Source organism: Alcaligenes sp. EGD-AK7 (assembly GCF_000465875.3).
Classification (GTDB): Bacteria; Pseudomonadota; Gammaproteobacteria; order Burkholderiales; family Burkholderiaceae_B; genus Alcaligenes; species Alcaligenes phenolicus.
Map to the genome: position 1 here is coordinate 62,575 of NZ_AVOG02000056.1, position 13,071 is coordinate 75,645.

General features: G+C 58.3%; 10 protein-coding genes. 7 read left to right on the forward strand and 3 right to left on the reverse strand.

Going from position 1 to position 13,071, the window contains the following annotated elements:
• Positions 1 to 72 precede the first annotated feature (72 nt).
• On the reverse strand, positions 73 to 1,617 hold the full coding sequence (locus tag N879_RS16020) for a UbiD family decarboxylase (protein WP_031232977.1): 1,545 nt from the start codon (positions 1,615 to 1,617) through the stop codon (positions 73 to 75).
• A 96-nt stretch (positions 1,618 to 1,713) separates the two neighbouring features.
• Here N879_RS16020 and N879_RS16025 point away from each other — a divergent pair, with 96 nt between their 5' ends.
• Positions 1,714 to 2,553 (forward strand): lytic transglycosylase domain-containing protein, encoded by an 840-nt coding sequence (locus tag N879_RS16025; protein ID WP_009455145.1) that lies wholly within the window; start codon positions 1,714 to 1,716, stop codon positions 2,551 to 2,553.
• Between the two features lie 94 nt (positions 2,554 to 2,647).
• On the opposite strand, the gene N879_RS16030 is transcribed toward N879_RS16025, so the two are convergent.
• Entirely contained in the window at positions 2,648 to 3,808 is a 1,161-nt protein-coding gene (locus tag N879_RS16030) for a pyridoxal phosphate-dependent aminotransferase (protein ID WP_022983433.1), read from the reverse strand.
• Positions 3,809 to 3,950: 142 nt separating this feature from the next.
• Here N879_RS16030 and N879_RS16035 point away from each other — a divergent pair, with 142 nt between their 5' ends.
• The 4 genes from N879_RS16035 to N879_RS16050 all read left to right on the forward strand — a co-directional run bounded on the left by N879_RS16035 (position 3,951) and on the right by N879_RS16050 (position 9,033).
• Positions 3,951 to 4,850 (forward strand): hypothetical protein, encoded by a 900-nt coding sequence (locus N879_RS16035; protein ID WP_009455144.1) that lies wholly within the window; start codon positions 3,951 to 3,953, stop codon positions 4,848 to 4,850.
• 216 nt (positions 4,851 to 5,066) lie between these two features.
• The gene (locus tag N879_RS16040) at positions 5,067 to 7,361 is read left to right on the forward strand and encodes an NADP-dependent malic enzyme (protein ID WP_022983434.1); all 2,295 of its coding nucleotides are present in this window, start codon (positions 5,067 to 5,069) and stop codon (positions 7,359 to 7,361) included.
• Positions 7,362 to 7,369: 8 nt separating this feature from the next.
• A complete protein-coding gene (locus N879_RS16045; RefSeq protein ID WP_009455143.1) occupies positions 7,370 to 8,566 on the forward strand; it encodes a patatin-like phospholipase family protein in 1,197 nt (398 codons plus the stop codon).
• A complete protein-coding gene (locus tag N879_RS16050) occupies positions 8,566 to 9,033 on the forward strand; it encodes a barstar family protein (protein ID WP_009455142.1) in 468 nt (155 codons plus the stop codon). Before N879_RS16045 ends, N879_RS16050 begins: the two co-directional genes overlap by 1 nt.
• A gap of 3 nt (positions 9,034 to 9,036) precedes the next feature.
• Here the strand turns inward: N879_RS16050 and N879_RS16055 are convergent, their stop codons facing one another.
• Positions 9,037 to 9,765: a 16S rRNA (uracil(1498)-N(3))-methyltransferase gene (locus N879_RS16055; protein ID WP_009455141.1), complete on the reverse strand. Its 729-nt coding sequence runs from the start codon at positions 9,763 to 9,765 to the stop codon at positions 9,037 to 9,039.
• 194 nt (positions 9,766 to 9,959) lie between these two features.
• Between N879_RS16055 and tkt the strand changes: the two genes are divergently transcribed.
• Positions 9,960 to 12,005, forward strand: coding sequence for a transketolase (tkt, locus tag N879_RS16060; protein WP_009455140.1), 2,046 nt, complete (start codon positions 9,960 to 9,962; stop codon positions 12,003 to 12,005).
• A gap of 12 nt (positions 12,006 to 12,017) precedes the next feature.
• Positions 12,018 to 13,031 carry a type I glyceraldehyde-3-phosphate dehydrogenase gene (gene gap, locus N879_RS16065; protein ID WP_009455139.1) on the forward strand — a complete coding sequence of 338 codons (1,014 nt, stop codon included), beginning with the start codon at positions 12,018 to 12,020 and terminating at the stop codon, positions 13,029 to 13,031.
• The last annotated feature ends 40 nt before the right edge of the window (positions 13,032 to 13,071 follow it).

The window sequence follows — 13,071 nt, forward strand, 5'->3', positions numbered from 1 at the left end:
AAAGACCATGCACCGTTGCGGTGATGGTCTTTGTTTGTTTTTGGAATGCGCCATATGAAGGCGCGTTCTGGCTTACAGCCCCAGCGAACTCCACATATCGTCCACTTTCTTCTTGGTGGACTCATCCATCTGGATAGGCGTACCCCATTCGCGCTGGGTTTCTCCGGGCCATTTATTGGTGGCATCCATGCCCATCTTGCCGCCCAGTCCCGAAACGGGCGAGGCAAAGTCCAGATAGTCGATAGGCGTGTTTTCCACCAGCACGGTATCGCGTACCGGGTCCATACGGGTAGTCATGGCCCAGATCACTTCTTTCCAGTCGCGCGTGTTCACATCCTCGTCCACCACCACGATGAACTTGGTGTACATGAACTGGCGCAAGATGCTCCAGACACCAAACATCACGCGCTTGGCATGGCCTGCGTATTGCTTGCGAATTGACACCACGGCCAGGCGGTAGCTGCAGCCCTCGGGAGGCAGGTAGAAGTCCACAATTTCAGGCAACTGTTTACGCAGCAGGGGCACAAAGACTTCGTTCAGCGCAACGCCCAGAACGGCAGGCTCATCGGGCGGCTTGCCGGTGTAGGTGCTGTGGTAAATCGGGTTGCGGCGCATGGTGATGCGCTCGACAGTAAAGACCGGGAACCAGTCCTGCTCGTTGTAGTAGCCGGTGTGGTCGCCGTAAGGGCCTTCCAGTGCCATTTCGTAGCTGCTGTCTGCGGGCGGCTTCATCCCTTCAGGCACCTCGGGGGCCAGGGCATCCGGGTGATTGCTGGGCAGGATATGGCCTTCCAGCACAATCTCGGCCCAGGCGGGGACAGACAAGTCGCTACCCAGGGCTTTGGCCACTTCGGTGCGCGAGCCGCGCAGCAAACCGGCAAACTGGTATTCGGACAGACTATCGGGCACGGGGGTGACCGCACCCAGAATGGTGGCGGGGTCGGTGCCCAGGGCAACGGCAAGCGGGAAAGGTTTGCCGGGGTTGGTCAGTGCATGATCGCGGAAGTCCAAGGCACCGCCACGGTGGGACAACCAGCGCATGATGAGCTTGTTACGGCCAATCAGCTGCTGACGGTAAATACCCAGGTTCTGACGCTTGGCATGAGGGCCTTTGGTAATCACCAAGCCCCAGGTCAGCAAAGGAGCCACGTCGCCGGGCCAGCACAGCTGCAAGGGGATCTGGTTCAGGTCCACGTCCTTGCCTTCCAGCACTACTTCCTGGCACGCGGGAGAGCGGACATTCTTGGGGCTCATATCCCACAGGGCGGACTTGAGCATGGACACTTTGGACAGTGCATCACGCATTCCGGTGGGGGCCTGTGGCTCTTTCAGATTGGCCAGCAGTTCGCCAGTGTCGCGTAATGCCGACACATCCTGTGCACCCATGCCCCAGGCGACGCGTTGTGGCGTGCCGAACAAATTGGCCAGGACAGGCATGGCGGCTTTGGAGCCTTGATGCTGGGCGTTTTCAAACAAAAGCGCCGGTCCACCGGCACGCAGTACCCGGTCACTGATTTCAGTCATTTCCAGCGAGGTGGAAACTGGCTGCGTAATCCGCTTCAGATCGCCCTTGGCTTCCAGCTGGGCAATAAAGTCTCTCAAGTCACGGTATTTCACAGAAGAACGGGGCTCCGCTTGCAGATATTTTTGGTTAAGACCTTGAACAGGTTCTAAGGTTAACATCGGGCAGTTAGCAATACTAAGGATGATCCCATGGGCTTCCAAGATATGGACTATGTACTTAGTCGCTCGGCCCGCACCCTGACGTATCGCATCGGTGAGTTTGTGCACGTGTGTGCCATGTACCTGGGCATTGCCGTACTGGTGACGATTGCAGCCTGTGTGGTTGTGCCGTCGATGCGCGCTCAGTTTAACCAGCTTTATACCGGTCTCGTGCAAACCCTGCGCCCCGAGGCGGTGAAATACGATGCGTACAGCCAGGCGGTCTGGCCAGCGGACAAGACACAGCCCAACCTGTCCGAAGAGGGCGAGGACTTGAGCCAGACAGAACAGCAGCAAGCTGTCTCTACTTATCAGGGCTTTATGAAGAACCTGCGTGCTTCGGTCACCGGGCAGCCCATTGCGGGCGTCACGGCGGCTCAGCAGCAGGCCTTGCGCAGCTATTTGGCGCGCAAGTACAAGATTGCCTATTCGGTGGCGGGGGCCTTGATCCACACCGCTTTTATTGTTGGCAAGGAAAAGAACCTGGACCCGCAACTGATTCTGGCGGTGATCGCCATTGAGTCACGCTACAACCCCTATGCGGAAAGTCATGTAGGTGCGCAGGGCCTGATGCAGGTGATGACCAAAGTCCATAAAGAGAAGTTCGATATCTATATGGAAGGGACGTTGGCGGTGCTGAGCCCCGAGGCAAATATTCGGGTGGGTGCGCAGATTCTGTCGGACTGTATTCGCCGCCGAGGGTCTCTTGAAGGTGGCCTGGCCTGTTATGTGGGCGCAACCGGGCCTAGCGATGGCGGCTATGGCGCGAAGGTGCTGGCTGAACGTCGCCGTATTGCCTTGGCCTCGGGCATTCCGATCCGGGCACGCTAAGTGGTCTGAATGGAAAAAGAAATCGGGCCTTGCGGCCCGAAATACTTTACTGGTGTCGGGCTGCACTGCCCGGCAGACTGAAACGATGCCGGGTTTAGCGGCCCAGAAATTGTCCCAGACGACTGATCGCTTCCTGCAAGCGGTCCATGCCAGTGGCGTAGGACAGGCGCAAGGTATAAGGTGCGTGGGCCGTACCGAAGTCCCGGCCCGGCACAGCGGCCACTCCGGCCTCGTGCAGCAGTTGCTGCGAGAAGGCATCGCTGTCCTGACTGTATTCACGAATATCCGTATAAATATAGAAAGCGCCGTCAGGGCGGACGGGCACGCGCAGGCCCAGACGCTCCAGCTCGGGCAGCAGATAATCACGACGCTGCTTGAAGGCCAGGCGACGCTCTTCATAAATCGCCATGGTTTCAGGCTCGAAGCAGGCCAGGGCGGCATGTTGGGCCAGGGAGGGAGCGCAAATTGCCAGACTGGCAGCCATGCGCTCGCAAGCCTCTGTCATCCAGGTGGGCAGGATCAACCAGCCCAGACGCCAGCCCGTCATGTGGAAGTACTTGGAAAAGCTATTGATAACAATAATGTCCTGATCCAGGGTCAGGGCGCTGAGCGGTGCTTCTTCATAAAACAGACCCAGATAAATCTCGTCCATGATGATGAAGCCGTCACGGGCGCGCACTTCCTTGATCAGTTCTTGCAGGGCAAGGCGGGAAATCGTTGCGCCGGTGGGATTGTTGGGCGACGCAATCAGAACGCCGCGGGTCTTGGGGCCCCAGTGCTCGCGAATATGCTGGGCACTTAGTTGAAAGCGTTCCTCCGCCGAGGCCGGGATCAGGCGGGCCGTACCACCGGCTGCCATGATGAAGTTCTGGTTGGCCGGGTAGGACGGATCGGGCATCAGCACTTCGTCACCAGGATTGATCAGAGCCAGCGTAGCCAGAGACAGGGCACCGGATGCGCCGGCCGTGACCACAATACGCGAAGGGTCGACACGGGCCTGGAACTGCTGCTCGTAATACAGGGCGATGCGTTCACGTAAAGCCGTCAGACCGGCAGGGGCGGTGTACTGACTCAAGCCTTGATTACTGGCCTGATGCAGCGCATCGACCACGGCTTGCGGGGCGGTGAAGTCCGGTTCGCCTATGCCCAGGCTGATAATGTCGCGGCCCGTGGCCTTCAGGGCATTAGCCTGTTTGAAGAGTTCAACAGCATGAAAAGGAAGAACATGTTCGGTACGACTGGCGAGGCGGGACATACGGCAAATCTCGGGTAAAAAGTGTATTGTAGGACCTTGCTCAAAAGGGCGTCAGGTGGCTGTGGCATGTGCGTGTGCCCTGTAGGGGTACAAACCGTCGGGCCAGTGAGACTCAAGTTTAGGTTTGTTGCAGGAAAAGTCTATGGTTTCTTCGTCGCGGCGTGCATTTTTGATGGGACGTCGTCCTCCCCAAACAGCGTGGCAGACATTTTGCTCACGTCTGAAAGCTCGGGTTCAAGGTGAGTGGTCAGAACTCAGTGCGGAACCGGATCACGAGCAGGCTCGTCTGGAGCCTGCCTCCAGCGCGGATGTCCATATGGTGTTGACGCTGGCCGCCGAGTACGGTGTGACGGTGTGTCTGGAAGGTGTGCCGCAGGCCAGTGAAACCGATGGACCCTTGATTGTTCTGGCACCGGGCCGACAGATGGCCCGCTGCGACCGTCTGGAACCCAACTCCAATCGCTGGTTTGTTCAGCCTGGCTGTCTGCTGGGTGAAATGGAAGCCAAAGGTTTTCAAGGACTGGCCAATGCGCCTGCCGGGATGACCGTGGCCGCCTGGCTGGCGGATCGACGCCAGCATGATTGGCCCACAGGTCGCACTGCCTTGTCGGGCGTATTGCACTGCTCGGTCATTCTGGCTGACAACACGCAGGCAGCCTTGGGTCCCTTTGGTCAGGAAAACCGCAACCCGCTTGATAGCCTGCGCATGCAGCAGTTGATTCCGGCCCTGTTCCAATTGATGGGCGAATCCGAAACGCAGGCCTTGAGACAGGAACAATGGCCTTGCCGCTATAGGTTGGATGCGCTGGAGCCGCTTGAGGGCGAGGGCATCAATCTGGCTCATCTGATGCTGGGCCACGGCGGTGATTTGGCCTGGGTGGAATGGCTGGTGCTGGATGATGCCGTTTTAAGCGGCTCGGACCCGCAAGACTGGTCCTGGCCGAATCAGGAGCAGCCCTGGCAAGCTCAGGATGTGGATAGCCGCATCAAAGCGCTGTTTGATCCAGCGGACCGATTTTCCTATCCGGGCCAAACGCTATAAGTTTGTCCTGGCCTGTGCTTGACCCATGTTGTAACTCAAGGGCTAGAATGGTCCTTGCTTTGGCCTTGAGGGCCAGGCAAGGTGACCGGGGTTTCGGAGACGAGAACAGCATTCAGCGTATCAAGCCACGCGCTTGTTTGAATTCACGTTGACAGGCAATGGCGACGCTCTGGCGATCCCGGTCCGTTTTGAATGGATTTTTGGGTAGGTATAAGCATGGACGCCAATTTTCGGAAAGCAGCCCTGGAATATCACGAACAGGGCAGGCCCGGAAAGTTATCGGTCACGCCGACCAAGCAACTCTCCAACCAGCGCGATCTGGCACTGGCCTATTCGCCCGGTGTGGCGGCCGCGTGCGAGGAAATCGTCAACGACCCGCAAAATGTCTTCCGCTATACCGGTCGGGGCAATCTGGTCGGGGTGATTTCCAACGGCACGGCGGTGCTGGGGCTGGGCAATATTGGCGCGCTGGCCTCCAAGCCGGTCATGGAAGGCAAGGCCGTGCTGTTCAAGAGTTTTGCGGGTCTGGATGTCTTTGATATCGAGATCAATGAAACCGACCCAGACAAGCTGGTGGACATTATTGCAGGTCTGGAGCCGACCTTTGGCGGCATCAATCTGGAAGACATTAAAGCACCCGAGTGTTTCGAGGTGGAGCGCAAGCTGCGCCAGCGCATGAGCATTCCTGTCTTTCACGATGACCAGCATGGCACCGCCATTTGTGTGACAGCAGCCTTCTTGAATGGCTTGAGCGTTGTTGAAAAAGACATCAAGCAGGTCAAGGTGGTGACTTCTGGGGCCGGTGCGGCCGCGCTGGCTTGCCTGGACCTGATGATTGATATGGGTTTGCCGCTGGAAAATATCTGGGTGACGGATATTGATGGTGTGCTGTACGAAGGCCGCCCCGGCAATCCCGTACCCGAGCTGGCCCGCTTCGCGAAACAGACCGATGCCCGTACCCTGAATGATGTGATTGATGGGGCCGATGTCTTTCTGGGCCTGTCCGCTGGTGGTGTGCTCAAGCCCGAAATGTTGAAGAAGATGGCCGCCCGGCCATTGATTCTGGCCCTGGCCAATCCTAACCCCGAGATTCTGCCCGAAGACGCTCACGCCGTGCGCGACGACGTGGTCATGGCAACTGGCCGTTCGGATTACCCGAACCAGGTCAACAACGTGCTGTGCTTCCCCTATATCTTCCGTGGCGCGCTGGACGTAGGCGCCACCACGATTACACGCGGCATGGAAAAAGCCGCTGTGCTGGCCATTTGTCAGCTGGCACGCGAAGAGCAGGACGAAGGGGTTGCGGCTGCCTATGGGCTGGAGGAAGTGTCTTTTGGGCCCTCCTTCTTTATTCCCCGTCCTTTTGACTCGCGCCTGATCGTCCGCATTGCTCCTGCCGTTGCCAAGGCAGCGATGGAGGAAGGCGTGGCGACGCGTCCGATTGCGGACCTGAAAAGCTATATCTATCAGCTGCGTCAGTTCGTTTACAAGTCCGGCTCCTTCATGAAGCCCATCTATTCGCTGGCCCGTGGCCTGGTGCAGGACGGCGCCAAGTCTCGTGTGGTCTTTACCGAGGGCGAGGACGAGCGTGTGCTGCGCGCCGTGCAGATTATTGTGGATGAAGGTTTGGCCAGCCCGATTCTGGTGGGGCGTCCGGCTGTCCTGCAGCAGCGTATTGAACGCTATGGCCTGCGCCTGCGTTTGGGCATTGATGTGGAAGTGACCAACCCCGAACAGGATGATCGTTTCCACCGTTACTGGACCAGCTATTGGGAAATCATGTCCCGTCGCGGTATCAGTAAAGAGATGGCGCGTGTGGAAATGCGTCGTCGCCCAACCTTGATCGGTGCCATGATGCTGCACCTGGGTGATGCTGATGGCATGATCTGTGGCACGGTGGGCCGTTACGAGAACCATCTGGAGCTGGTCGATCAGGTGATTGGCAAGGCACCCGGCGTGGAAACGTATGCGGCCATGAATATTCTGCTGCTTAGCGAGCGTACCGTGGCCTTGACGGACACGCACGTGAACCACGATCCCGATTCGGATCAGGTAGCCGAGATCACCTTGGCGGCAGCTCGCAAGATGCGTCAGTTCAATATCGAACCCAAGGTGGCCTTGCTGTCCAGCTCCAACTTCGGCACCAATGATTCGCCTGCCGCCGTCACCATGCGGGGTGCGCTGGAGCGTGTGCGCAAGCTGGACCCCAGTCTGGAAGTGGACGGGGAAATGCACGGCGATTGTGCGCTGGATGAAAAGGCCCGCCATCAAATCCTGCCCACCTCGGCCCTGACTGGCGAGGCGAACTTGCTGGTGTGCCCGAACGTGGAGGCAGGCAATATTGCCTACAACCTGCTCAAGACGGCTGCCGGTGGTAACGTGGCAATCGGCCCCTTCCTGTTGGGGACACGAGCACCGGTTCACATCATGACGTCCACTTCTTCGGTGCGCCGTATCGTCAATATGACGGCGGTCACGGTAGTGGATGCCAACGTCGCTACTGAAGGCTGATACCTACCATGATCCAGCGCTCTCCCGCTCCTGTGGCATTGGTCCTGAATGGGGGCGGGGCGCGCGGTGCGTATCAGGCCGGGGTGCTGGCCGGTTTGCTGGAGCTGCTGGATCCTGATCGCAACCCTCAGTTTCGCAATCCCTTCGATATTATTTGTGGCTCTTCGGCAGGCTCCATCAACGCTGCCGGATTGGCGTGCCGCGCCGACAGGCCTCATGAGGCTGTAGACCATATACAACAGCTGTGGGGCTCGTTGCGCACCAACGATATCTTTCATGCTGACCCTTTGCAGTTGCTGGCGACCAGTGTGCACTGGGTGGCCACGCTGGCCTTGGGCTGGCTGGCGCCGCGTCTGCGTGACCATGTGCCGCACTCCATGCTGGATAATTCGCCCCTGCGCGACCTGCTGGAAGAGAGCCTGGACTTCGACCGTTTGCAGCGCAATCTGGCCCAGCAGCATGTGGGCGCGCTGGCGATTACGGCAGCGGCCTACACCACCGGTGAGCACCTGACTTTCTATCAGTCTGACGAGCGTATTCGCCCCTGGACGCGCAATCTGCGCCGTGCCATCCCCGGTGTCATCGGGGTGGACCACCTGATGGCTTCCAGCGCCATTCCCTTCATGTTTCCGGCTCAGTCTCTGCAAGTGGGCAAGCAAACCCAGTGGTGCGGGGACGGGACGATGCGTCAGTTGGCACCCATCAGTCCGGCCATTCATCTGGGAGCGCACAAGGTGCTGATTGTGGGTACCGGATACGCCGACAACACCTATCACGAGCAGGAATCCAGGGATCCGCCATACCCCTCTTTGGCGCAGATCAGTGGCTATGCTTTATCCAACATATTCCTTGATAGTGTGTCAACGGATATTGAGCGTATGGAACGCATCAATACATTGCTTGCCTATATGCCTGCAAATGTATTACAAAGCCAATCGCTGCGTCCTGTCAGCACGTTTGCCATCACCCCCAGCCGCTCGCTGGATGAAATTGCCACTCGGCATATTCATCAGATGCCAACTGCTGCACGTACCCTATTTCGAGTACTTGGTGTATCTTCAAAGTCCGGTCCGACCACAGGCGGTGCATTAATTTCATATTTGTTATTCGAGTCCGGCTACACCCAAGAGCTGATCGAGTTAGGAAAGACCGATACCATGAGTCGTCGTGAAGAAGTGTTAGCGTTTTTTAAGGAAGCGTCCTGATGAGCCAATCCCTGACTTTGCAAGAAGCTTTGCAACAAGGCGGTGTGCTCGACGCAACGGGCCTGACGGCTGCTGATTTTCTGGAGCAGGCACAGGACCAGGGGCTTACCGCCCTGGAAGTAAGTTGCGATCGTGCGCGCAATCGTTCCGCTGTGCTGCGAGCAGTCGCCAAGGCTGTCGATTACCCTGAGTTTTTTGGTGGCAATCTGGATGCGCTCTACGATTGCCTGTGTGACACCGTGCTGGATCAGAAAGCAGGCCTGGCACTGTGGCTGGACAATCTGCACAGTGGTGATCCTGCATTGGAAAAAGACGCCCAGGCTATTTTGGGCGTGTGTGAAGATGTGCATGCCTGGGCCTCGAATAACGAGCGCCGTTTTGTATGTGTCGTTCTGCACGCTGGCAAGCATCCTGACCCTGAACCGGGTGAGACCCCTGCTTCCTACTCCAGCCAGGACGAAGAATAAGCCTTATTCCCAGCCTTGCAAGGCGCTGATCGCTGCTGTCAGCGCCAAGGCGGCGGTTTCGGTTCGCAGCACGCGGTGCCCGAAACGAATCGCCTGAGCCTGGGCTCCCAGTGCCACCTTCTGCTCTTCGGGCGACCACCCGCCTTCGGGGCCAATCAAGATAGTCATGGCCTGATCTTGCGGTCCAATGGCCTGCGCCAATTGCTGGGGCGCATCGGGATCACAGAACAGATGCAGGCCAGTTTCCGCCTCGCGGAAGTATTCGGCCAATGTCAGCGGCGCTGACAGTTCCATCAAGCGGTTGCGACCACACTGCTCGCTGGCCGACTCAATCACTCTTTGCCAATGGCCCATGCGCTTGGCCTGCCGCTCCGCGTTCAGTTGCAGCACGCTACGTTGCGCGCGAATCGGCACAAAGCGGCTGACGCCCATTTCCACGGCTTTTTCAATAATCCAGTCCATCTTGTCGCTGGAGGCAATGCCTTGCAGCACCGTTATGCGACCGGCCAGCTCGCGGACAGGTGTTTGGGCATCGCCCAGGCTGGCAAAGCCCTTTTTGCCATCAATGCGCAAGGTGGCGGGATACTGGGTTCCGCGCCCGTCAAACAGGACAATGTCCTGACCGTCCTTCAAACGCAGCACCCGGATAGCGTGATGCGCCAGAGCCTCGGGCAGGGCGATCTCGGTCTGGGCCGTCAAGTCCAGGGGGTGGTAGAAACGGGGAGCTGCCATATCAAGACACCATCAAGCATAAAAAACCGCACAAGCATACCGTACCCAGGCTTCGGGGAGAAAGCGCAAGGCCCCAGCTCAAGTGGGGGCGATTTAGCGCCAGCAATGCTAAAATAGCGCGTTTTATAAACTAATCAGGGCCGTGAGCCGTCCGCCTGTCGGAATTGTCGCGCCGCTGCCCCAATGAGCTTCTAATGGATATTGCGTCAGCCTCTGATAAAACCCTAGCCAATGCCATCCGTGCCTTGTCTATGGATGCCGTGCAACAAGCTAATTCGGGCCACCCCGGTGCGCCCATGGGCATGGCCGATATCGCCCAGGTTCTCTGGACCCGGCACCTGAAACACAACCCTGCCGACCCTGCCTGGTTTGATCGCGACCGTTTTGTGTTGTCAAACGGCCACGGTTCCATGCTGATCTACGCTTTGTTGCACCTTAGTGGCTACGACCTGCCCATGGACGAGCTGCGCAACTTCCGTCAGATGCATTCACGCACTCCCGGCCACCCTGAAGTGGGTATTACCGCGGGCGTGGAAACCACCACAGGTCCTTTGGGCCAGGGTTTGGGCAATGCTGTTGGCTTCGCATTGGCTGAAGCCTTGTTGGCGCGCGAGTTCAACCGCGAAGGCCACGATGTGGTCGACCACCTGACCTGGGTTTTCGCTGGCGACGGCTGTTTGATGGAAGGTATCTCGCACGAGGCTTGCTCCTTGGCCGGTACCTGGAAACTGTCCAAGCTGGTCGTGATGTACGACGATAACGGCATCTCCATCGACGGTAAGGTCGAGAACTGGTTTGGTGACGATACGCCCGCCCGTTTTGAAAGCTACGGCTGGAACGTGATACGCGCGGTTGACGGCCACGATGCCGCTTCGATCAATAGCGCGATTGAACAGGCTCGCCGCAACGCGAAAGAGGGCACGGGTCCTACCCTGATTTGCTGCCGTACCGTGATCGGCAAGGGTGCTCCTAACGCCGCTGGTTCCGAGAAGGTTCACGGTGCCCCACTGGGCGCTGATGAAATTGCCGCCACCCGTGCAGCACTGGACTGGAACCACGGACCGTTTGAAATTCCTCAGGAAGTCTACCAAGGTTGGGATTGCCGCGAAAAAGGCGGCGCCCAGCAAGCGGAATGGCAAAAGCGCTTTGACGCTTACAGCCAGGCTTACCCTGAACTGGCCGCAGAACTGGCTCGCCGTCTGAAAGGCGAGCTGCCTGCCGGCTACAGCGCCAAAGTACAGGCCTTTATTGAAGAAACCGCTCAGAAAGCCGAAACCATTGCGTCGCGTAAAGCCTCGCAATTGGCCATTAGCGCTTTGGTCAATGTGCTGCCAGAAATGCTGGGTGGCTCGGCTGACCTGACCGGCTCGAACTTCACCGACTGGAAGGGTGCCGAAGCCGTACGTGCCCACGCCGACGGTGTGCATTTCGGTCGCCACATCAACTACGGTGTACGTGAATTCGGTATGGCCGCCATCATGAATGGTCTGGCTCTGCACGGTGGTTACCTGCCTTTTGGCGGCACCTTCCTGACTTTCTCCGACTACTCGCGCAACGCCATCCGTATGGCTGCCTTGATGAAGCAGCGTGTTGTGCACGTGTTCACCCACGACTCCATCGGTCTGGGCGAAGACGGTCCGACACACCAGTCCATCGAGCACGCCAACAGCCTGCGTTTGATCCCCAACCTGCACGTCTGGCGTCCTTGCGACACCACGGAAACGGCTGTGGCCTGGGCTTGCTCGGTCGAGCGTCCTACCAGCATCGGTATGGACGTACAGGACGGTGGTCCTAGCGCCTTGCTCTTGTCGCGCCAGAATCTGCCTTTCGTCGAGCGCGATGCGCAAACCATCCAGAACATCCGTCGTGGTGGCTACGTGCTGCGTGATGCGCAAGATGCGCGCGCCATCATCATGGCAACTGGCTCGGAAGTGGGTTTGGCGCTGCAAGCACAGGAGCAGCTGGCTCAGCAAGGTATTGCGACCCGTGTGGTGTCCATGCCTTGTACCAACCTGTTCGACGCGCAGGACAAGCAGTGGCGTGATCAGGTCCTGACACCCGGCATCCCGCGTGTTGCGGTTGAAGCCGGTACCACAGGTCTGTGGTTCAAGTACGTGGGCCTGGAAGGCGCTGTAGTGGGTATCGATACCTACGGCGAATCCGCCCCGGCTGGCGTCCTGTTCAAGCATTTTGGTCTGACAGCAGAGAAGGTCGCTGCGGCCGTTCAAGAAATTTTGTAATTGGAGTCTGACATGACGATTCGCGTCGCAATCAATGGTTATGGTCGTATCGGCCGCATGATCTTGCGTGCCCACTACGAGTACGGCAAAAAACACGATATCGAGATCGTGGCCATCAACGCCTCGGGCGGTGCCGAGATCAACGAACACCTGACTCGCTATGACTCCGTGCATGGCCGTTTCAACGCTGATGTGTCGCTGGATGGCGATCATCTGGTGGTCAACGGCGACCGTATCCGCCTGCTGAGCCAGCGCGATGCGCTGACCCTGCCTTGGGCTGAGCTGGGTGTGGACGTAGTGCTGGAATGTACCGGCGCTTTCACCACCAAGGAAAAGGCTGGTGAGCACATTCAAGCCGGTGCCAAGAAAGTCATCATCTCGGCCCCCGGTGGCAAGGATGTGGACGCCACCATCGTGTACGGCGTGAACCACGACATTCTGAAGAGCACCGATACCGTTATCTCCAACGCATCGTGCACCACCAACTGTTTGGCTCCCCTGGTTGCTCCTTTGCACAAGGAACTGGGTGTGGTCAGCGGTCTGATGACCACCATCCACGCTTACACCAACGACCAGGTTCTGACCGACGTGCGTCACAAGGACATGCGCCGTGCCCGTTCGGCCACCAGCAGCATGATCCCCACCAAGACCGGCGCAGCGGCTGCCGTGGGTCTGGTGCTGCCAGAACTGAATGGCAAGCTGGACGGTTACGCCGTGCGCGTTCCCACCATCAACGTGTCCATGGTTGACCTGACCTTTGTGGCCAGCCGCAACACCAGCGTTGAGGAAGTGAATGGCATTCTGAAAGCCGCTTCGGAAGGCGCCATGAAGGGCATTCTGGATTACTGCACCGAACCTCTGGTTTCCATCGACTTCAACCACACCACCGCTTCCAGCACGGTTGATTCCCTGCTGACCAAAGTGACTGGCGGCAATATGGTCAAAGTGGCTGCCTGGTACGACAACGAATGGGCTTTCTCCATTCGTATGCTCGACAGCACCATCGCACTGATGTCGGCCAAGTAAGATCTGAATAGCAGGGGCGGGATTTCCCGCCCCTGTCACG

Bases quoted from the DNA above. Each gene is read 5' to 3' on its own strand.
- N879_RS16035 (WP_009455144.1), top strand. From the start codon at position 3,951: ATGGTTTCTTCGTCGCGGCGTGCATTTTTGATGGGACGTCGTCCTCCC.
- N879_RS16055 (WP_009455141.1), bottom strand. From the start codon at position 9,765: ATGGCAGCTCCCCGTTTCTACCACCCCCTGGACTTGACGGCCCAGACC.
- N879_RS16025 (WP_009455145.1), top strand. From the start codon at position 1,714: ATGGGCTTCCAAGATATGGACTATGTACTTAGTCGCTCGGCCCGCACC.
- N879_RS16040 (WP_022983434.1), top strand. From the start codon at position 5,067: ATGGACGCCAATTTTCGGAAAGCAGCCCTGGAATATCACGAACAGGGC.
- tkt (WP_009455140.1), top strand. From the start codon at position 9,960: ATGGATATTGCGTCAGCCTCTGATAAAACCCTAGCCAATGCCATCCGT.
- N879_RS16030 (WP_022983433.1), bottom strand. From the start codon at position 3,808: ATGTCCCGCCTCGCCAGTCGTACCGAACATGTTCTTCCTTTTCATGCT.
- N879_RS16050 (WP_009455142.1), top strand. From the start codon at position 8,566: ATGAGCCAATCCCTGACTTTGCAAGAAGCTTTGCAACAAGGCGGTGTG.
- N879_RS16045 (WP_009455143.1), top strand. From the start codon at position 7,370: ATGATCCAGCGCTCTCCCGCTCCTGTGGCATTGGTCCTGAATGGGGGC.
- gap (WP_009455139.1), top strand. From the start codon at position 12,018: ATGACGATTCGCGTCGCAATCAATGGTTATGGTCGTATCGGCCGCATG.